The sequence below is a fragment of the Acinetobacter sp. CY73 genome (assembly GCF_059515865.1).
The window spans coordinates 1-20,757 of sequence record NZ_JCAKMZ010000019.1 but is presented as its reverse complement, the minus strand read 5'-3'; the positions used below and the strand labels follow the sequence as shown (position 1 = coordinate 20,757).

Sequence of the window (20,757 nt, the reverse complement as noted above, 5' to 3'; positions counted from 1 at the left end):
TTGTTGTCCTTATGGGCTGTTTGTTGTGGAATATCTAATTATCTAACTGTTAAATTATTTAGAAGCACGCATACTGTCTGGAAATGCAGGTGCTTCTAAGCGTTTACCCGTGTACGATGGAATAGATCCAAAACGTTCATCTGCATTATTCCAATCATCCAGCGCAATTTTTAACTCTTCTTGGGTACGACCGACAAAGTTCCACCACAGTAAAATTGGCGATTCAAAAGGTTCACCACCTAGCAACAAAATTCGACTGTCGGCGTGAATAGTCACTTCAATTTCCGTTAAGCCGGGTTCTAAAACCACCAAATTATCTGCATCTAAATGATGACCATGAATCACTGCTGTACCTTCAAGTGCCATAAAACCATATTCAAATGCAGGATTCAGTTTCAAACGTGTGGTGACTTGTTCTGTTGCTGTCAAATCTACGCCTAAAAGTGGTGTATGCACTTGCACTGGCGAGGTCGTCTCAAGAAATTCACCGACCAATACGGTGTATTCAATCCCCTCTTTTTGACCGACTGGCAGTTCTGGGTAATGATCAAATCTTGGATCGATATTAAGTTTGTCATCTGGCAATGCTATCCAGAGCTGTGCTGCATGCATTTTTGTTTCAGTATCTGGTGCAACTTCGGTATGTGAAATACCACGCCCCGCAGTCATCAGATTGACTTGTTTAGGACGAATCAACTGATTGGTTGTACCCAGGCTATCACTATGTAGCATTGTACCTTCGATCATCCATGTAAAAGTTTGCAAACCGATATGTGGATGTGGACCAACATCCAGTCCATCGCCTTGTGGGAAAGTTACAGGACCTGCATGATCTAGAAAACACCATGCACCAATTAGGCGTTTTTGACGACTCGGTAGAGCACGTTTAATAACGGTGCCCTTGCCTATTTCTGCAGATCGGATTGGAAAATCTTGGATAAATTGGTTGACGTATTTTTCACAATCATCCGAATGTGAAATCTCTGTATAGTTCGTATTGGTCATAACATCATCCTTTCAATTGCTTTCCACTAAATACGTTTTTAGCGTTTTATCGTTTGTGATTATTTTCATTCTATCTTTTTGGCATGTTTAAACCTAGCGATAGGTCGATAAGCTGTATATCAGAAATAGGACAATTCTAAAGGAAAGAGATGTAAGAGAGGTTAAAGAGAATTTAAGACCTCTAATTTAAATAATTCATTTTGGAAATCTATTCAAAGGTTTAGAAATTATCTTCATCAAAACGATCTTGGTCGATTTTATAAATATGGAAACTGCGTTCTATTTGTACGCCTAAACCAAATTCAATCATAAGTAATGTCAATTTATCGCCATCAATTAAAACAATTCCCATATCTTCAGCATAATTTTCAGCTTCTTTACTAAACTTTGAAGTTGTCATAAAAATACCTTTCGTAGCTTTTTTACCTGCTAACGCACCCTTAAATTGTTGAATATCAGGACGACCAACCGTATTTTCCCAACGCTTTGCTTGAATGTAAATTTTATCTAAACCTAAGCGATCTTCACTGATAATACCATCTATACCACCATCACTTGTTTTACCAATGGCTTGTGCAGCATCTTGATGAGATCCCCCATATCCCATTACTACTAATAAATCGACAACCAATTGTTCAAAAAATTTTGGAGATTTAGTTTTGATTAAATCAAGTAATTCACTCTTCAAATCATCTTTCAGCAACTTAGACTGATTCGCAATAATTTCAGGAGGTGTTAGCTCCTCATCATTCGAAATCATTATTTGCTCAGTTACTTTCTGTTCTTTGTCAATTTTTGAATTAATTTTTCGAAATTCACTGAAAGGTTCAAATTGAGATAAGTACTTAGGTGTAATATTTTTTATGTTTGTTAAATCTAAACTTTCACCAATTTTTGATAATTTAAAATGTGCTCTTTTTGGATAATCTATAATTCCAGCTTTTTTTAAATAAGTTTTAGCCCACTGTAAGCGATAAAAAATTATATTTCTTCCATCATCCATCGTTGCATTTTTTTCTTCTTCCGTACAATTTAGAACATCAAGCAAGCGATCATATGCTTCACTTAAACTATAAATCGTATTTCTATTTTGCATTATTTTGAGCAAGGGCAACATCAAATCGTAATGAGTAAGCATTTAAGTTATTAATATCAGATCAATTTTTATGATTATAGTACAAAAAAAGGACGCCTAAGCGTCCTTTTTATAAATAATTTTCTTTAGAAAATTATTCCCACTCAATTGTCGCTGGTGGCTTAGATGATACGTCATAAACAACACGAGAAACGTCAGCAATTTCATTCATGATACGCGTAGAGATCTTGTCTACAAGATCATACGGAAGATGTGCAAAACGAGCGGTCATAAAGTCAACCGTTTCAACTGCACGAAGTGCAATCACCCATGCATAACGACGACCATCACCCACTACACCAACCGATTTAACAGGCTGGAATACCGCAAATGCTTGCGCAGTTTTGTCATACCAACCACTTGCACGAAGTTCTTGCATAAAGATGTCATCAGCAAGACGAAGAATGTCAGCATATTCTTTCTTCACTTCACCCAAAATACGAACACCTAAACCTGGACCTGGGAATGGGTGACGGTAAAGCATTTCAAATGGTAAACCTAAAGTTGTACCTAAACGACGTACTTCATCTTTAAACAAATCACGGATTGGTTCAACCAATTCAAATGCTAAATCTTCTGGTAAACCACCCACGTTGTGGTGTGATTTAATCACATGTGCTTTACCATTTTTAGTTGCAGCAGATTCGATGACGTCTGGGTAAATCGTCCCTTGTGCAAGGAAGTTTACGCCATCAAGCTTACGTGCTTCTTCAGCAAATACTTCGATAAACTCACGACCAATGATTTTACGTTTTTTCTCAGGATCAACTTCACCTGCAAGTGCAGTTAAGAAACGCTCTTCAGCATCAGCACGAATCACGCGGATACCCATGTTTTTGGCAAACATGTCCATCACTTGTTCGCCTTCGTTCAAACGAAGTAAACCGTTATCTACGAATACACAAGTCAATTGATCGCCAATTGCACGGTGTAAAAGCGCAGCCACGACAGATGAATCAACACCGCCTGACAGACCGAGTAATACTTTTTGATCACCAATTTGTGCGCGAAGTTGTTCAACACGTAAATCGATAATGTTTTCAGAGTTCCACAGTGCACGGCAACCACAAATGCCATGTACGAAGTTAGACAACAACTCTGCACCTTTTACAGTGTGTGTTACTTCTGGATGGAACTGGATACCGTAGAAACGACGAGCTTCGTCAGACACCATCGCAAATGGGCAACTTGGTGTGCTTGCAGTCACTTTAAAGCCTTCAGGCAATGCAGTTACTTTGTCACCGTGGCTCATCCACACTTTCAGTTGGTTTGCAGTATCTTCAAGGTCGCCAATGAGCTTGTCACGAACTTGAATATCGACTTCAGCATAACCAAATTCATGCACATCACCCGGCTCTACTTTACCACCAAGTTGTTGCGACATGGTTTGTAGACCGTAGCAAATACCTAACACAGGCACGCCTAAGTTGAACACAACTTCAGGGGCACGTGGACTACCAGCTTCATAAACACTTTCTGGACCACCTGAAAGAATGATCCCGTTTGGGTTAAATGCACGAATGTCTTCTTCAGACATATCAAATGCATACATTTCTGAATAAACACCAGCTTCACGTACACGACGTGCAATCAGCTGGCTATATTGAGAACCGAAATCCAAAATCAGGATGCGGTCTTCAGTAATTTGGGTATTGGTAGTCATGGCAAACAACTATGCAGGCAACGAATATAAGCGCGCTATTCTAACATTTTTCCATCGATTACGCACATGATTCAACGGTGTTGTTTTTTTCAGCATATTTCATGCTTTTAAAACAAAAAAGCGGGTTCACAATGACCCGCTTCGTTATCATAAATAACAAACAATCATTCTATTTTTCAATAACATGATCAACGCTCAATTTCCCCGCCCCCGCAAGACCAAGGACAATAATCCACCTGCAATCGCCATATTTTTCATAAAGTTAATCGCATCATCCACACCTGAATGAAAGATAAAAGCTGTGATCAAACTAAATACCGCCAAACCCAGTGCAACCAAGCGTGTTTGAAAACCCAATAACAATGCCAAACCACCACCCAACTCAAGTAAAATAGTTAGCGGTAACATTGCGCTTGGGACACCCATCGCTTTCATATAGTCTACAGTGGCTTGATACGCTGCAATTTCCCCCATCCCGCAATAATAAAAATATAAGCCATCAACACACGTGCGATTAAACTTAATAATGCCTTGATTTTATTTTGATTGACCAGATGATTTAGCGCCACATTTGGATTTAACATCTTCTTTTCCTTAATTCTGATGAGTCATCACTCGATGTGGCTAAATAATTAGATTTATTTTTAGGATAAATTTACATATAAATAAAAATCGTTCCAAATTCGAAATGATTAAATCATTTTAGATTTCCTTGTGCAGAGGGAAATTAAATCAATTTGATACTGACTTTGTAGAAGATGACTGCTAGGATTTCCGCACACTTTTGTACAGTTTTTACCTTATGGAATTAATTGATTTTATTTTGCATGTAGATGACCATCTACTTGAATTTATAACAAATTACGGCGTTTGGATTTACGGAATTTTATTCCTGATTATTTTTGTAGAAACAGGTTTAGTGGTGATGCCATTTTTACCCGGTGACAGTTTATTGTTTGCTGCTGGTGCTTTGGCGGCGTCAACAGGTGCAATGAATCCTTGGGTTTTGGGTATATTACTATTTATTGCAGCCGTATTAGGCGACACGCTGAATTATCATATCGGTAAATATATTGGTCCGCGTGTGTTTGAGATCGAATCCAAATTTATTAATAAAAAACATTTGGTGTATACACAAAAATTCTTCGACAAGCATGGTGGAAAAACCATTATTTTTGCACGCTTCGTGCCCTTTGCGCGCACCTTTGCACCGTTTGTAGCGGGTGCAAGTAGCATGAATTATAAATATTTTCTCAGCTATAACGTGATCGGTGCATTTTGCTGGATTGGTTCTTTCATTACACTCGGCTATTTATTTGGCAACATGCCGATCATCAAAGATAATTTCACTTATTTGATTTTCGGGATCATCATTTTAAGCGTATTACCGGGTGTAATCGGGTTTATTCGCCACAAATTTTTTCCGAACAAAGATTTGAATGCTTAAAGACTATATTGAATAAGAGTGCTCGAAATCAGCCTCAAAAATTAATAGCGAAAGAAGCCCACAAAGACAGGTAACATACTGAGCATAAGTAGCATTGCCGATCCTTTATATAATCGATCGGCAGTAATCATTCCACCCGATAAAATTCGTTTTCCTAAGTACGTCCAAAACAATGCACATGGCAAAAGACAAACAATAAACACACCTAAAACAAAGAAATAGTTTTGAAATGAGTCCCACGTCCAGACTGGAAATATACCCGCAGCAAACAAGAGTGCCTTTGGATTTTTCAGGGTTTCTTTAAAGAGTTGAGATTTGCTCAAGCTGGTGTTTTTTTTACTGTGCTGCTCTAAATTCGCCGTTTTCCACAATTTAAATGCTAACCAAAGCACATACAACATACTGATAGTATGTAAGACATGAATCAGGTTTGGCCAAATCGGCATGGTTAAATGAATCACCAGTGCCCAAATACTGATGGCATAGATATAGCCCAGTAATTGCATCGGAACCAATAAAAATGTTTTTAAAATGCCTTGATGATGTGCAGCGCTTGCCAATAATGCATTGGTTGGTCCAGGTACTAAGAGTACTGCAATCACTGCAAAAATAAAGAGCCAACTTTCTATCATGTAACATCTAAACCACGTTGAGTGGGGCACACATTAAACGATCTTAGGAAAAGATAACAAGTTTTAATTATGAAGAAAATGTGAATTTAAAGTCAAAATACGTAATTTTAAAAGCCTAATTCTCTGTTTTAGATCAATTTAGCTTTGAAACATTTTGCCATAAAAAAGCTGTTTGCTGGGTAATGCGACACCATGCAAACAGCTGATGCCTTATTTTTTCACTTCAACTTGACGCTTTGGCACATAAGGGCAATTTTTAAATTGTGCTGCTTGACTGAGTGCGTCTTGCTCACCATAGAGACGTGATATTTCAGTGTTTTTGGTATTTGATGATTGCCCCATGTTCACTGAAACAGATGGACCGATGCCCCAACCGCCACGACTGCCCCATCCACCACCTAAACCAATACCCACACCCATTCCAGTCCGTTTCGGTGTTTGTACCCCAGTTTCGATATAATGCTGAATACGATCGAACTCAGAACTCAGCTGTGCGCAGTTCAATCCTTGATATTGGGTTGGCGAAACGTAGGTCGGTTTCACTGTGGTTGCACATGCGCTAAGTAAACCGATACTGAGCCCAACCAGAGTCAATTGAATCATTTTAAGTGATTTAAATTTCATTTCGTTCTCGATCTTATTTCTTTTCTGTCCCATTGAACAACGTCTGATAGGCTTTCGTCAATTTATGATCTGTTGCTCAAAACCTTAATAGCTTATTTTGCTCAGATTTATCTTTCATCATCACTCATGGAGCTTATCTATTTTCAAACACTCAAACACAGATAAACTTCGTCTTTGAGTTTAAAGACCAGTTCTTTTTGACAATGTAGCTTGTGCTGATTACTGAATTAAACCTAACTCGAATCAACATAAACCCATCAAAAATTTTTTATGCTGAATTGAATTAATTAAACCATCGAGTTGCGAATAAATATCTACTCATGAATTAAATACAGGCTTGATCATAACCAATGCAATAATCGCGATCAAAGCCACACCACTGATCACCAAACCCGCTTTACGTTGTACCAATAAGATACGGTCATCGGCTTTATACGCTTTGATCAAAGATGAAATCATCACTAAAAACAGGATTACTTTTGCATAAAACCAAGGTTGAACTTGTAAATCATTCATGATCAGTAAAGTCACACCTGTCAGCACAATCAGGGTTAATGACAAATGTTGCAAACCAATTAAAGCTTTCGGACCTTTTGCTAAAGGCGCATCATTTTCTTTCGATAAAAGAAGCGTTGAAGCACGTAGCAAAAAAGCCACAATCAAGAGTGCCACACTCGACATGTGCACAATTTTAATGATCAGATGTAATTCCATAGATGACTCTTATTGTTTTGGTGCGTGCGCACATTCAGGGCTTGCTGGAGCTGTACCTGTCCATTCAGAAGGTAAGTACGCATGGATTGCCAAGGCATGAATTTTACCTGGAGAAAGTAAATCAACTGCTGCAGCGTAAATTTTTTGATGACGCTGTACCAAACGTAAGCCTTCAAATACATTACTGACAATCGTGACTTTGAAATGGGATTCTTTACCCGGGAAATAACCACCATGTCCCGCTGATTCATTGATCACATCTAAATGGTTCGGGGCTAAACTCTGTAAACGTTCAATCAGTTGTTGTTCTAAAGTCACAACACTTCTCCAGTTTTAAAACCTTTAATGTTAAGAGTATACCTTGTTCCATAGGGTCGTTGAGCTTCGAACTTTGCTGTATTTTGAAGTGACATTTGGAGCTAAAGGTATGAAAAACTGATCAATTCATGTTATTTTCATGAAAAATGCTTTTATTTTATTCAAACAAACTCAATTTTTACATAAAGTGATTGACCGTATTTTTCCATCCTGTATTATACACGGCATGCGGGAATAGCTCAGTTGGTAGAGCATAACCTTGCCAAGGTTGGGGTCGGGAGTTCGAGTCTCCTTTCCCGCTCAAAATTTTTTAGTATCGTTTTTTCATTTAAAAAACTGTACAGACTCCGCGGGAATAGCTCAGTTGGTAGAGCATAACCTTGCCAAGGTTGGGGTCGGGAGTTCGAGTCTCCTTTCCCGCTCCAGATTCTGAAAAAGCCCCAATCGAAAGATGGGGGCTTTTTTATGTTGATTTTAAGTATATTTTATATTTTTTCAGCCTACATATCTCGGGCAACTTTATTATTTCTTATCGTAAAATAATTTAGCTTTGTGACCAAAACGTGCCCATCTTTTAAAATGATCTTAAATTAGATTAAATTTTCAGATAGTAAAACTACTTAGATATATTTTGTTCATCAAAAACTTGATAAATCATCTATTTGATTTATCAAGCCATTTTAATTCATTTAGAGTGCTTTACAAATTAGGTAAAATAGAAGGCACCATATCTTGAATAGTTTTACCGTTACATGTTTCACCCAGTGCTGACATTTTCCACGCACCATTATGGCGATATACTTTCGCAATAATTAAAGCGGTATAATTGCCTTGTGCTGAAAGATTGTATTTTGCAATTTCAGTATTGGTGGTGGCATCAACCACACGGCAATACGCATTTTCAACTTTTTCGAAGGTCTGACCACGGAAACTGCTGATGGTAAAGACAATTGATTTAACTTGGCTCGGAACTTGCGTCAGATCAACATGGATGACTTCATCATCACCATCGCCGTCCCCAGTACGATTGTCACCTGAGTGTTTGATACTGCCATCACGACTCTGTAATTGACCAAACCAAATACTGTCTAAAGGTTTGTTGTTCTCATCAAACATAATGGCAGAGCTATCGAGATCGATCGAATCGCCCCCGCTAAACATGCCAAAAAGACCGCCTTTTTTTGCGACATCCCAACCTGCGCCAATAAATATTTTGGTTAAAGATGAACCATCACCTTTCTCTAACGAAATTTTTTGACCTTTTACTAAGCTAATGCCCATTGATAATTTCCCTCAGTTTGAATTTGAATTGCCGCGACCTAAAGCTGTCGCTAACCACTGTAAATAACTCGCACGATTGCGTGAACAGACAATGACTTTACCCTGTCCACGAAACTTAATGACCAATCCTTCGCCACTGGTCAAGCTGTTCATAATATTGCCTACAAAACCGCTGCCTGAACTTGGTATGCCAATATTGTAATTTAAGGATGCATCCCATGCCGCAACATGTCCATTATCGATGGTGACTTCACCTTGCTCTGGTGTAATCTCGAGTTCAAGTAATGTGCCACTGCCTGAAATACAAACTTGGCCCTGTCCACTGGTTTCCATGACCACAAAACCTCCCGTCCCCCCAAACAATGCACCGCCAATATTGCTTTGGACTTTGGCTTTAATCATGGTGTGTTCTGTGGCAGCGACGAAAGAGCCATCAGATAAAATATATTGTCTTTGACCCACCTCAAGAATCTGCATATCACCATCCAAATTGGGTGATAATAGGCACTCTCCCGCCCCCTTGACTGCTTTAATTTGTTGTTGGAATAAGGATTCGCCCGAGGTAAATTTACGCATAAAGGCTTGAAAAATCCCGCCACGTAATTTACCACCAACTTCAAGATTCTGTTCAGACATGACCATCGCATTCGATTCACAATAAATTGCTTCACCTTGCTGCATGCTGACATGTAAGAAAGGTTCTGGGCTACCCACCAGTGTAAAATCAGCCATATTTATAATTTATCCTCTTAAGATATTTTTAGCTTTTGCAGCAGTGAGCCACTGTGGAAATTCTTGCAGTAACAGGTCATATAAGGCAGCTTCGGATAGGCTATCAAGCTGATCAACTGCAAAAAAATTGCAGTTGTCGACCAGCCTGCCGTCCATATGATCTAATTTTTCAAGCACACCATAATTACGTCCACCCACACCGACAAATTGCCAAAATAACGGGTGTACCGATGCTTGTTGCAAAATCTTTTTAATCTTTCCTGCTTCTGAGACTCCCCCGTCTGAAATAAACACCACATAGACAGGTAAATCTGAACAGCTTTCTTGCGTAAAATAGGTCAGTACACGCTCTAGAACAGCAGGCTCATTGTTAAAACGCGCACCCGCTTTCCAATATTTGTGCCCGCCACTTTCAGTCTCAATATAATGATTTAAATTGTTTAGACTCACATCGCTCAGTCTGAGCGCTTTTTCAGCAAACGCCCAACACTCAAAACAACCGTCATCATCAAAATTGACTGCAAGTGGCATGATTCGATCCAAAATGCGTTGCACATCGCCATTTTGGTATTGTTTATTCATGGAGCCTGAATAATCTAAAATTAAAGCCACTCTTGCTTTAACATTCAGCAGATTATTTTTTTCTAAACTCAGCAACGATTTTTGAGTCAGCTCCATTAGATGTGGTGCTGCTTGTTGAATTTTATCCAGTACAATTTTTTTCTTTAAATCGACGCCTGACCTGCCTGCTGCTGAAACAGAAGTCGTTTCTGCGGCTTGAATGGGCGGTACCGCCGATGAGGCTGGTGCAGGCTCTACCACATCTCCACCAAAATATTCAACCAGTGCTTGCAATCCACCGTTAAAGCCTTGACCAATGGCTGCCATGCGCCAAGCATCATTTTTAAAATAAATCTCGACCAACATCAACGCTTTTTCTTGCAGCAAACTTGAAGTATCCAGTGCATATGTTGCCCATACCTGAGCTGATGACTGCAAATCAATTTGGCAATTTTGTAGGTCGCGCATCGTCGAATGTGCATCTGTAGCTGTTGCACAGATGACAAATCTTGGGGTTAGATTGGGATCAATTTGACTCAAATCGAAATGAAAGATAGCGCGATTTAAAGCTGAATTTTTCTGCGCTAAATTTAATTTTACTTCACCTTTGGACGTCTGAGGTTGATTATAAAACGTCATATAGTCATTGTGATAAAGCCGATCCTGTTGACCCAAGCCAAAGCTTGAAATATCGACCTCAAAATCAGCACGCCACTGAATGGCGAGTTCAAATTTTATGTCATTTTGAATGGCTTGATTTAGTGTTATTTTTCGTCCAGAAACGAGCTGCATTATTATTCTCAATTATAGTACTTGAAAACAATCGCATGAACATTCATTTGATTGAGATTGCTTTCAAGTACTAAAAGACGCATCTTTTAGTACTTTTATAATTTAGACCGCTGTGATTAAACAGCAACACCATAACTTGCGGCTAAAGCACCTAAACCACCATTAAAACCTTGACCGACCGCTTTGAATTTCCATTCGCCATTGTGACGATATAATTCACCAAAAATCATGGCAACTTCAGTACTACCATCTTCAGACAAATCAAAACGCGCCAATTCTTCAGCATTGGCATCTTGGTTAATCACACGGATATACGCTCGATCGACCATACCAAAGTTTTGACCATTTTGTTGACCTTCATGAATGGTCACAGCAAATACAATTTTAGCCACTTCTTGAGGAACTTTAGACAAATCTACTGAAATGGTTTCATCATCGCCATCACCATCACCAGTACGGTTATCACCATTATGCGTCACTGAACCACATGGAGAAACTTTCTGATTAAAGAAAATAAACTCACCATCTAGACGCACTTTGCCATCTTCACCCGTCAAAAATGCAACAGCATCTAAGTCGAATGCTTTACCATCTGTTGCGCGTGGATTCCAACCTAAACCTAAATCGACCTTGTTCATGGTTGGGGCTGTTTTAGACAGGTTAATGTTTCCGCCTTTTGATAAATTAATCGCCATTTTTTTGCTTCCTTATACACTTTGATTTATAAAATTAAAAAATTGTTACTTATTGCTGTAAAAATTCAATCGTTGATCATTCGCAGCGCGATCATTGAACTGACATGATCGTCAGGCATTGCCTATGAAATCCAAGCGATCAGTCATCCACATGCCAAACTGTACTTGTCTTTATCTATATAAGATCGAAATTGGCTTTTTCAACTGTGTAATGCGCTATTCGTTCGCATCTTCAACAGTTTTGAGTCGCAATGGATTCAACTTTTCGACCACAAGCAGTACAAATTCACCTGCTGTTAGCCTTTAGATATTAATTCCATATTGCTGACACATCGCACTTAATCCACCGTGATAGCCTTGACCCACAGCTCTAAATTTCCATTCATTGTTATGACGATACAATTCGCCAAAAATCATGGCTGTTTCAGTTGAATAGTCTTCATTTAAGTCAAAACGCACCAATTCAACTTGTGTCTGATCATTCACAACACGAATAAAGGCATTTTGGACTTGACCAAAATTTTGTTTACGACTGATCGCATCGTGAATCGTCACTGTAATCGCAATTTTTTGAATTTCAGCAGGTACTTTGGCCAGATTAATTTTAACTGTTTCATCATCACCATCCCCTTCACCTGTACGGTTATCACCCATATGTTCGACTGAACCTTCTGGGGAGCGAGTTTGGTTATAAAAAATAAAATCTGTTTCTCCACGAACTTTATCATTTGCGCCCAATAAAAATGCAGACGCATCTAAGTCAAAGTCTGCGCCATCGGTTGCACGAGTGTCCCAACCTAAACCAATCAAGACCTGATTCAGGGTTGGGTCAGTTTTGCTCAAAGATAAATTACCACCTTTGCTTAATGAGATTGCCATGGTTTTTCCTCTGTTGAATAAAATAGCTTGGTTTACACTGTGGAGCCTTTTGAGTGTTTAGCCTTTAAATGTCTAGCCTTTAAATATTTAGCCTTTCAATGTTTGGCCTTTTAAGTTCAGTTTTTTTAAATAGGTCGTTGTTTGTAGCATTGATATTTAACCCATTTATATTTAAATCATCAATCTTTTGAACCTTTCTTCCATTTAAACCCGAAACCATAAAAATCATCCAAGTTTTTTTGACCTTCAAAATAACGGACTTCACGATTGGCTTGAATGGTGCCATTGATATTTTTGAGTTCGATAATGGCACAGGTATTGAGATGATTGCCCTCTGTTAGACGCACTTCAATTTCAGGCTGGTCTGGAATACGAATGGTAACAACCCCATCTGTCGCAGCCCACTTGGCTGCACCTTCATAGATATAGGTATAAATCACAATACGTTCAATTTGCTCCCAGTGACGGCCATTGATATGTAAGTTTTCTCCGTTCACGGATGCACCTGTGCGGTCATCTGCATCTAATTGAATATAAGGTGATCGTTCAAAATCTCCAAATCTGTTGCCCAACGGTTGAACCAAATCAATTCGCCCATCTTTGAGTTGCACCATTGCACCCAAATCGAGATCGATTGAATTGGAACGGCTCAGTTTTTGAAAGAATGATTGAGATTTCGCTTCAGATTTATTCCAGTTTAAATTGACTGAGATTTTGCCAAAAGCTGTACCCTTCTTAGTTAAATTAATAGTCGAGTTATGCTTGTCTAATTTGATTTTGGATAAATTGATATTTGACTGTTTCGGTGTTGGTGTTGGTGTTGGTGTTGGTGTTGGTGTTGGTGTTGGTGTTGGTGTTGGTGTTGGTGTTGGTGAAGCATTCGATGCATTTTGCTCAATGACCACCCCAAAATGCTCTGCTAAAGGTTTCAGTCCACCATTAAAGCCTTGATCGATAAATCTAAACTTCCATTTATCATTATGCTTATACACTTCTGCCAAAATTAATGCTTTTTCTGTTTTAGATTGCGTCTGAATCCATGCGTTGGCAATGCTTTGATGAGCAGATAACAGCTCAATCTGAAGAGGAGAAATGCGACTAAAATTATGCGGTTCACTGAGGGTTGCACACAACATGACTTTTTGAATTTGTGGATCAAGTAATGCTGTATTGATCTTGAACTTAGTCAAATAAGGATTGTTCGAACCAGACTGCGTGAGCACGACACTTTGATTCTGGGTGTGAGTCTGCCCATAGAAAATCATATCCTGATCGCCACGTACTTTTTGCGTACTTTCTGCCAAAAGATAGGCAGTACAATCAAGTTCTATTTGATCAGGAAGGCTCGTTTTTATAAAGATTTCTACCTCTTCAGATGCTAAAGCAATGTTCCCACCTGCAATCAGTTCCATACGATCCTCTTAAAATTTTATAATATCCAAAAAAACGAAACACGTGAATGTATACATCCTCACAATATTGAAATGCTCTGTTTAACACTCGCTGGTTTTAACCTAATTCCTTCAGCTACACAGCCATAACTCGTTTTTTATTTGACTTTTTAAACATGTTGTTTTTTAAAAAATAATCTAATTTATAACATAAAAATTAATACTTCGTGTGTAGAATAGCAGTATAAATTCATCATTTTTAATAAAGAAATTAGAGATTATATTTACTGTGAAATCGAACTATAATATTTGGATTGCTGAAAGTTATTCTTGTCAAAAAGATATTATTCAATTATTAAAAAACTCAAATTTATCTCAACACCTGACTATTTTTTGCTCACACAGCCAACAGCGCCCTGAACTTAAAATATGTGCTGATCATTTTTTTGAACAACCTGCAGTTGAAAATAGTGGATTATGGTTATTAGCACAGTGCAAAGTACATTCAATTGACCTGCTGTTTTGTGGTAAGCATAGTCACTTTATTGAACAATACCGTGAAGACTTTAGACGTCATGACATTCAGATCGTGACGGGCGCCATAAACGTAGATGCACATGACAATATCAATAATAAATTTTTATTTGGACAGATTTGTGAATCCTTAAGTTTACCCAACATTCCCGCGTTAAAAGTCAGTCAGGTTGACGAATTAAAACAAAGCATTGATCAATTTCAAAATCAGTATGGCGCGATCTGCGCAAAACCTGTCTACGGCGTATATGGTGAGGGTTTTGTACAATTGTGCGATGACGTTTCATATTTTCAAAAGTTTCAAACCACAACGCTTTGTAACACCCAACAGTTTATAGAGGCCTATGCACAGTTAGAGCCGCCTATTGAATATCTGATTATGCCTTTTTTACAAGGGCAAGAATGTTCTGTAGATATTGCGTGTAGCAATGGCAAAATTTTAGCCTTGGTGACTCGCATTAAATTTCAGTTTTATCAAGAATGCTATCTCGAGCATCCTTGTCATTCCATCTGTGAAATTTTGGTCGAACATTTCCACTGTGATGGACTGATCAATATTCAATTTAAACAAGACGCTCAAGGGCTTTGGCACATTTTAGAAATCAATCCACGCCCCGCAGGTGGTTTTGCTTATACACAGCACACGGGTATTAATTTGATCGCCGAGTTGATCGCTGAAAAATTACTATTAATTTTAGAACATCCCAAGCCGACGAATGTCGTTCAAGTCCTAACCACCCTACAAAGCATAAAAATGGATTCTTCACATTGATTAAACATACTGACTTAAGTCGTGGCCGTATTAGCGTCACTGTCAATCGTCACCATCCAGAATGGACCTTGGATGACTTACTCAGCTTTGCTGAGCGAATTAATCCTAAACGCGCTTTTTTATTTGTGTCAAAAGTCTTAGGTAAACACATTCCTGTTGCGCCTTCAGTCATGCAGAAAAGCTATCAAGACCTTGCTGCACTGATTCCCAAGGATCTTCCCTATCCGGTCACTGTGATGGGTATGGCTGAAACTGCCGTTGGTTTAGGTGCTGGGGTATACCGTGAACTGAAAAAAGACTTTCAAGAAAATGCCATTTTCTTAACCACGACGCGGCATCCCGTTGAACATTTACCTGTATTGGGCTTGTTCTTAGAAGAACATAGTCACGCTCAAGATCAATTTATCTTATCCAGTCATGATGCAACCAAACATCAACATATCCTAAATTCAAAAACACTTATTTTAGTGGATGATGAAATTTCGACGGGTAAAACCTTTAGAAATTTAATTCTCAGCCTTAAAAAATCAGGGCTTGAACAGGTTGAACGGATTATTTTAGTCAGCTTAGTGGACTGGTCTGAACAGCATTTGGTGACCGATGATTTAGGTATACCGGTTGAGGTGGTTTCATTATTGCAAGGTCACTGGCAATGGCAAGAAAACAATAAAAATATTGCGGTTCAAATGCCGGATGTCAGCTCTACTTTGCAACAAAGCCAAAAAATTATTGCACCAAATGACTGGGGACGCGAACCGACTTTTTTAAATTGCTTGGCTTGGTCACAGATTGAGCCGATTCAAGCGCATGAAAAAGTTTTAGTCTTAGGTTCAGGTGAGTTTAGTTGGATTCCTTTTCTGATGGCGGAAGCACTAGAGAAACAGGGGATTGACGTCTATTTCAGCTCAACCACCCGCTCTCCAATTATGCAAGGGCAAGCCATTGAAAGTATTTGTTTATTTAAAGACAATTATGGTCTCAATATTAACAACTATGCCTATAACGTACATCATCAACTATTTGATCGTGTCTTTTTAGTGATCGAAACAGCCAAAGACAGCGTTGATCCTCTGCTTTTTAAACAAATAAAGAACTTGGAAATTATTAGTTATGAATCCTAAGCCGTTAATTTTTGTTGACTTAGATGACACACTTTTTCAAACGAATCGTAAAAGTACACCGACCCCCTTACATAAAATTGCCACCACAGATAAAGCAGGTCAACCGCTGTCTTACATGCTGCCAAAACAGCAAATATTTGTAAATTGGCTGCTTGAATCCGCGGAAGTGATTCCAGTGACAGCACGCTCGGTGGAAGCTTTAGAGCGGGTACATATCCCTTTTCAGCATGGTGCAGTCTGCTCACATGGTGGAACCATTTTAGGGGCCAATAAAGAGGTTGATCAAGACTGGTTGGCTCTGCAGCAACAAGCCACAGCAGACTTAGATAGCTTACTGCATGATCTGCCCAATGCCCTGCTCGATTATGCAAAACCTTTCGGATCGATCCGTACTTGGACCGTGGAAGAAAATGGCGGGAAAATCTATACCGTTGCCAAACAGAACGATCCCGAACCGCTATTTCTAGCTCAAATTGTCGATAACTTACCTGCGGAAGTACTCGAACATTGTTATGTGCATATCAATGGAAATAACTTAGCGATTATTCCAAAATTTGTGTCTAAACAAAAAGCCGTTGAATTTTTTATCAACAAATATGATCCCAAACGTGAACGTGCCATTTTGGGTTGGGGCGACAGCTTGTCTGATGCAGGCTTCTTGGCCTGTTGCGATTGGTTTGGGATGCCGAAAAACAGCCAATTAGATAAATTTCTAGCGCAAAGTTTAATCCAAGATCATCAATCAAAAGGATATTTAGGACATGGATAAACAAGCTTCCCATGCTTCCGATCTTAATTCCTTAGGTATTCATGGCTCATATCGACCTCAAGATGTGACTTTTTTACTGAATGTGGATGATATTGAACCGACGTCATTGGCAGAAAAAGAATATTTAATTCAATCGGGGAAAAAGCACTATTCCCAAATGATCAGTGTTGAGCATCCACCGTCAAAAGAGCAGATGCGATACTTTGATTATGCCTTTGATCAGGGTGCGGAACGCTTGGCCCGCGACGTTCAGAAAATTGGCAATTCACTGCTTAGCCGATTTGATAATCAGCCTATCGTACTGGTCAGCCTCGTCCGTGCAGGTGTACCTTTAGGTGTATTACTCAAACACTATATTGGAAAAAGTCATCCTTGTTTCCATTATGGAATTAGTATCATTCGTGATCGCGGGATCGACTTTGCAGCCTTACATGCGATTATGGATCAGCATGGGGCGGAAAATATTGTTTTTGTGGATGGCTGGACGGGTAAAGGGGCCATTTGCCGAGAACTTACCCAAAATTTAGCCCATTATCCGGCATTGTTTGATGCTGGTTGGGATATTCCTCGTCTTGTGACTTTAGCTGATTTAGGCGGTTATTCTTGGTTAAGTGCCAGCTGCGAGGATTGGCTGATTCCCTTTGGTATTTTAGGTTCTGTCATCTCAGGCTTAACCTCTCGTACGATTTTAAAAGACGATATTGATCATGAGTTAGCCATAAAAAATTGCAATGACCCTCAACATTGGCACAGCTGTTTGGTCTATCAACATTTACGTCCGTATGATATTTCTGTGGTTTTCATCGATAAAATTTTAAAGATTATTGATTTGAATCCATGCACAGATGTGGCCGATTGGAATAATCAAATTCGACTGGTGCAACAAAAAAATTGTTTAGACACGATTGCTTTGATTTCTGACACCTACAGCATTCAAAATATTAATCTGATTAAACCCAGTATCGCAGAAGCTACGCGCGCAGTGCTTAGACGTGTTCCTGAAAAGATTTTAATCCGTGATTCCGCCAATCCTCACGTGCAATTATTGTTACATTTTGCCCAAGAACAAAATATTCCTGTAGATATTTTAGGTGCCAAATTAGGGCCTTATCATGCAGTGACGCTAATAAAAAAAGTAGAGAAGACTTAAATGAAGCAACTGCAACATGCAATTGAACTTGGTGCCACCATGTACATTCCTGCAACCCATGAGCAATTATGGGAAGTGACTGAAGGAACTAAATTTCCAATACTTAAATCTATTGCGGTGTGTTTAGAGGATGCTGTACACGAAAGAGATGTACAAACCGCAATGGTCAATCTCAAAATTTTATTACAAAAACGTTTAGAACAACCGAACTTTAAAGCGCCTGCAATATTTATACGTCCTCGAAATATTGAAATGGCCAAACACATTGTCGATTGGGATTTAAATCACACTTATACTGGTATGATTTTACCCAAGTTTACCTTACATGATTTAAAGCCTTGGATGGACGTCTTACCCGCCAATATCAATCTCATGCCTACACTCGAAACCAAAGAGATTTTCGATATGGGGCATAACAGTGAATTGAATCAAGCCCTCAAATATGACTTCCATAAAACATTGTGTCTGAGAATTGGTGGTAACGACCTTTTATCGTGTTTACATCTACGTCGTCCAAAAAACACAACCATCTATCAGACCCCTGTCGGTATGTTGATTTCACAGTTGGCTGGACTGTTTATCCCTGCGGGTTTTCAACTCAGTTCACCTGTATGCGAACATATTGATCATACCCAATTGCTGATGAATGAGTTGGAGCAAGATATGAATAACGGGATTTACACCAAAACTGCTATTCACCCGTCTCAAGTAGAATATATTCATAACGCTTTTAAGATTAATGCAGAAGAGTTTCATGAAGCACAGCAGATTTTGTCGCAAGAAGCTAAAAGTGTTTTTAAAAGCCAAGGCTCCATGCTAGAACCTGCGACACATCGCAATTGGGCAGAAATGATTTTATTACGCTACAAAACTTTTGGTTTAAAAAAAACAGTTCCTTCTTCAGATCTAACGAAACTGTCTCAAGTTTAGTTTTAAACTTCAACCATTTCTACTACTGTTAAACGACTTCCTTCATTTTTTGATAATAAGATCTGAGCACCATCTTTAATCTCTATTTTGGCACCAATCGGAATTTGAGTTTTGGTGCCAACATCCGTCAAACCTGCAAGACTTCATCGACTAACCATTACTTATTATTATGAAAAACAAAATAACCTGTTCTTTTAGTTTATTTATAAACGAGACATTCAATCAGTGCCCCTAGATGATTGCTATACTATTCAAATAGCGACCGACCAGTCCAGTCTGTTCTAATTCTATAGAAAATAGCTTCAATAAAATTAAGTAAATTTGAGTTGTAATGAATGCGGAAATTTAAAACAAGTAAGTATATTTTATGGAGATAGAAAATATGGGTTTTAGATTTCTAAAAAGTATTCAAATCTTACCGGGTTAAAAATCAATCTGACACATAAAGGTATAAGTAATGCCAGTATTGGCAAAAAGGGAAGGTAATCCCGCCTAAAAAATAATAAGACCTAAAAGTAGAATGTTCTCTTAAAGTATAGTCAGGAAGTTCTGCATGAAAACATCTAAATTTACTGATAGTCAAATCATGTCCATTTTGAAACAGGCGGAGTCTGGCACACCTTTAGTCAGCCTTTATCGTGAATACGGTATAAGTAATGGAACCTTCTATAAATGGCGTGCCAAATATGGCGGTATGGATACACCATTAATATGAAGACTCAAAGAACCGGAAACAGAAAATAAAGATGTATACTGAGGAACGCTTAAAGACAGAGATCATTCAGGAAGCGATGGCGATGAGTAGCACTGTTACGCAAGGGTGAAGCCATCTTGCCGACGTTGGATGGCACAACAGGCAGTTGCTTAATATGCCAGCCATTAGCATTCGTTTGGCTTGCAGAGCATTTAGTATCAGTGAAACTTGTTACCATTATCAGTTCAAGTCAAACGATGACAATGTATTAATTGCTGAACTGCTCTTTGAACTCACTGAAGAAAATACAGATTAGGGCTTTGGTCTATATTTCTCTTATCTACGTCATATTGAATATATTCAATCAGGTAAACCAAAACAGAATACGTATATTGAACGCTATAATCGGACCATACGTTATAGTTATAGCTAAAAAACCAATATGAGCTACAATAGAAAAAACACTAAGATTTAGGATCATGCCAAAAACATATTCTGTCGATCTACGCGAAAAAGTCATGCAGTTTTATAAAGAATCACAGCATAAATCCAAAACGTGTGAACTGTTTAATATTGCAAGAACCACCCTAGATGATTGGATCCTACTCGAACAGCAAACTGGTCAGCTCAAACAGCCTAAACCTCAAAATGCAGGACGCCCTTCGAGGATTCGAGATCTTCAAGCCTTTGAGCACTTCGTAAAAAATACACCGTTTACTCAGGCGAAAGATCTTGTCCCTCTGTTTGAACAACAATTCGGTTATACCGTTGGTTATCATGTCATTTTAAAGGCCCTTAATAAGATGGGATGGACGCGTAAAAAAAGAGTTTTCTTTACAGACAAGCCTGTAAATTAAGTCGTGCTGTATTTGAATGGTTCCTCCCTCAATGGAAGAAGCAATATGGCGAGGATCATAT

21 protein-coding genes, 2 tRNA genes and 3 pseudogenes are annotated in these 20,757 nt (G+C 38.7%); 11 read left to right on the top strand and 15 right to left on the bottom strand.

Annotated features, from left to right (window positions below; all coding sequences use genetic code 11):
- Positions 1–54: 54 nt before the first annotated feature.
- From AC5YD2_RS10155 to AC5YD2_RS10140, 4 genes and pseudogenes are all read right to left on the bottom strand, one after another.
- Positions 55–1,005 (bottom strand): pirin family protein, encoded by a 951-nt coding sequence (locus AC5YD2_RS10155; RefSeq protein WP_496126219.1) that lies wholly within the window; start codon positions 1,003–1,005, stop codon positions 55–57.
- A gap of 220 nt (positions 1,006–1,225) precedes the next feature.
- Positions 1,226–2,143: a restriction endonuclease gene (locus AC5YD2_RS10150; RefSeq protein ID WP_496126218.1), complete on the bottom strand. Its 918-nt coding sequence runs from the start codon at positions 2,141–2,143 to the stop codon at positions 1,226–1,228.
- 91 nt (positions 2,144–2,234) lie between these two features.
- Positions 2,235–3,803, bottom strand: a complete 1,569-nt coding sequence (gene guaA, locus AC5YD2_RS10145; RefSeq protein ID WP_496126217.1) for a glutamine-hydrolyzing GMP synthase — start codon at positions 3,801–3,803, stop codon at positions 2,235–2,237.
- Positions 3,804–3,972: 169 nt separating this feature from the next.
- Positions 3,973–4,387, bottom strand: a pseudogene (locus tag AC5YD2_RS10140) (DoxX family protein).
- 218 nt (positions 4,388–4,605) lie between these two features.
- Here AC5YD2_RS10140 and AC5YD2_RS10135 point away from each other — a divergent pair.
- Positions 4,606–5,250, top strand: coding sequence for a DedA family protein (locus AC5YD2_RS10135; protein WP_496126216.1), 645 nt, complete (start codon positions 4,606–4,608; stop codon positions 5,248–5,250).
- Positions 5,251–5,291: 41 nt separating this feature from the next.
- On the opposite strand, the gene AC5YD2_RS10130 is transcribed toward AC5YD2_RS10135, so the two are convergent.
- From AC5YD2_RS10130 to AC5YD2_RS10115, 4 genes are all read right to left on the bottom strand, one after another.
- The gene (locus AC5YD2_RS10130; RefSeq protein WP_496126215.1) at positions 5,292–5,882 is read right to left on the bottom strand and encodes a LysE family translocator; all 591 of its coding nucleotides are present in this window, start codon (positions 5,880–5,882) and stop codon (positions 5,292–5,294) included.
- Between the two features lie 210 nt (positions 5,883–6,092).
- Complete coding sequence (locus AC5YD2_RS10125) at positions 6,093–6,506, bottom strand: hypothetical protein (RefSeq protein ID WP_496126214.1); 414 nt, start codon at positions 6,504–6,506, stop codon at positions 6,093–6,095.
- 318 nt (positions 6,507–6,824) lie between these two features.
- Entirely contained in the window at positions 6,825–7,220 is a 396-nt protein-coding gene (locus AC5YD2_RS10120) for a SirB2 family protein (protein ID WP_496126213.1), read from the bottom strand.
- A gap of 9 nt (positions 7,221–7,229) precedes the next feature.
- The gene (locus AC5YD2_RS10115; protein WP_496126212.1) at positions 7,230–7,538 is read right to left on the bottom strand and encodes a BolA family protein; all 309 of its coding nucleotides are present in this window, start codon (positions 7,536–7,538) and stop codon (positions 7,230–7,232) included.
- A 228-nt stretch (positions 7,539–7,766) separates the two neighbouring features.
- Between AC5YD2_RS10115 and AC5YD2_RS10110 the strand changes: the two genes are divergently transcribed.
- Positions 7,767–7,839, top strand: a tRNA-Gly gene (locus AC5YD2_RS10110).
- A 48-nt stretch (positions 7,840–7,887) separates the two neighbouring features.
- Positions 7,888–7,963, top strand: a tRNA-Gly gene (locus AC5YD2_RS10105).
- Between the two features lie 274 nt (positions 7,964–8,237).
- On the opposite strand, the gene AC5YD2_RS10100 is transcribed toward AC5YD2_RS10105, so the two are convergent.
- From AC5YD2_RS10100 to AC5YD2_RS10075, 6 genes are all read right to left on the bottom strand, one after another.
- Positions 8,238–8,819, bottom strand: a complete 582-nt coding sequence (locus tag AC5YD2_RS10100; RefSeq protein ID WP_496126211.1) for a TerD family protein — start codon at positions 8,817–8,819, stop codon at positions 8,238–8,240.
- Positions 8,820–8,831: 12 nt separating this feature from the next.
- Entirely contained in the window at positions 8,832–9,551 is a 720-nt protein-coding gene (locus tag AC5YD2_RS10095; protein ID WP_496126210.1) for a TIGR00266 family protein, read from the bottom strand.
- A 9-nt stretch (positions 9,552–9,560) separates the two neighbouring features.
- Positions 9,561–10,904 (bottom strand): vWA domain-containing protein, encoded by a 1,344-nt coding sequence (locus AC5YD2_RS10090; RefSeq protein WP_496126209.1) that lies wholly within the window; start codon positions 10,902–10,904, stop codon positions 9,561–9,563.
- A gap of 116 nt (positions 10,905–11,020) precedes the next feature.
- The gene (locus tag AC5YD2_RS10085; protein ID WP_067655917.1) at positions 11,021–11,599 is read right to left on the bottom strand and encodes a TerD family protein; all 579 of its coding nucleotides are present in this window, start codon (positions 11,597–11,599) and stop codon (positions 11,021–11,023) included.
- A 303-nt stretch (positions 11,600–11,902) separates the two neighbouring features.
- On the bottom strand, positions 11,903–12,478 hold the full coding sequence (locus AC5YD2_RS10080) for a TerD family protein (RefSeq protein ID WP_496126208.1): 576 nt from the start codon (positions 12,476–12,478) through the stop codon (positions 11,903–11,905).
- Between the two features lie 179 nt (positions 12,479–12,657).
- On the bottom strand, positions 12,658–13,890 hold the full coding sequence (locus tag AC5YD2_RS10075; protein WP_496126207.1) for a TerD family protein: 1,233 nt from the start codon (positions 13,888–13,890) through the stop codon (positions 12,658–12,660).
- A gap of 268 nt (positions 13,891–14,158) precedes the next feature.
- On the opposite strand from AC5YD2_RS10075, the gene AC5YD2_RS10070 reads away from it, so the two are divergent.
- From AC5YD2_RS10070 to AC5YD2_RS10050, 5 genes are read left to right on the top strand one after another with little or no spacing between them, the layout of a single operon-like run.
- The gene (locus AC5YD2_RS10070) at positions 14,159–15,175 is read left to right on the top strand and encodes an ATP-grasp domain-containing protein (RefSeq protein ID WP_496126206.1); all 1,017 of its coding nucleotides are present in this window, start codon (positions 14,159–14,161) and stop codon (positions 15,173–15,175) included.
- On the top strand, positions 15,172–16,296 hold the full coding sequence (locus tag AC5YD2_RS10065) for a phosphoribosyltransferase domain-containing protein (protein ID WP_496126205.1): 1,125 nt from the start codon (positions 15,172–15,174) through the stop codon (positions 16,294–16,296). Before AC5YD2_RS10070 ends, AC5YD2_RS10065 begins: the two co-directional genes overlap by 4 nt.
- Positions 16,286–17,065, top strand: a complete 780-nt coding sequence (locus tag AC5YD2_RS10060) for an HAD family hydrolase (RefSeq protein WP_496126204.1) — start codon at positions 16,286–16,288, stop codon at positions 17,063–17,065. Before AC5YD2_RS10065 ends, AC5YD2_RS10060 begins: the two co-directional genes overlap by 11 nt.
- Complete coding sequence (locus AC5YD2_RS10055; RefSeq protein ID WP_496126203.1) at positions 17,058–18,215, top strand: cysteine protease StiP domain-containing protein; 1,158 nt, start codon at positions 17,058–17,060, stop codon at positions 18,213–18,215. Before AC5YD2_RS10060 ends, AC5YD2_RS10055 begins: the two co-directional genes overlap by 8 nt.
- Positions 18,216–19,145 carry an HpcH/HpaI aldolase/citrate lyase family protein gene (locus AC5YD2_RS10050; RefSeq protein WP_496126202.1) on the top strand — a complete coding sequence of 310 codons (930 nt, stop codon included), beginning with the start codon at positions 18,216–18,218 and terminating at the stop codon, positions 19,143–19,145.
- Positions 19,146–19,147: 2 nt separating this feature from the next.
- Here AC5YD2_RS10050 and AC5YD2_RS10045 read toward each other — a convergent pair whose 3' ends face one another.
- Positions 19,148–19,276 carry a hypothetical protein gene (locus AC5YD2_RS10045; protein WP_496126201.1) on the bottom strand — a complete coding sequence of 43 codons (129 nt, stop codon included), beginning with the start codon at positions 19,274–19,276 and terminating at the stop codon, positions 19,148–19,150.
- Between the two features lie 251 nt (positions 19,277–19,527).
- Between AC5YD2_RS10045 and AC5YD2_RS10040 the strand changes: the two are divergent.
- From AC5YD2_RS10040 to AC5YD2_RS10030, 3 genes and pseudogenes are all read left to right on the top strand, one after another.
- Positions 19,528–19,625 (top strand): annotated as a pseudogene (locus AC5YD2_RS10040) (DUF4236 domain-containing protein); the annotation flags it as partial.
- A gap of 73 nt (positions 19,626–19,698) precedes the next feature.
- Positions 19,699–20,236, top strand: a pseudogene (locus AC5YD2_RS10035) (transposase); the annotation flags it as partial.
- An 82-nt stretch (positions 20,237–20,318) separates the two neighbouring features.
- Positions 20,319–20,696: an IS630 transposase-related protein gene (locus tag AC5YD2_RS10030; protein ID WP_496125791.1), complete on the top strand. Its 378-nt coding sequence runs from the start codon at positions 20,319–20,321 to the stop codon at positions 20,694–20,696.
- Positions 20,697–20,757 lie beyond the last annotated feature (61 nt).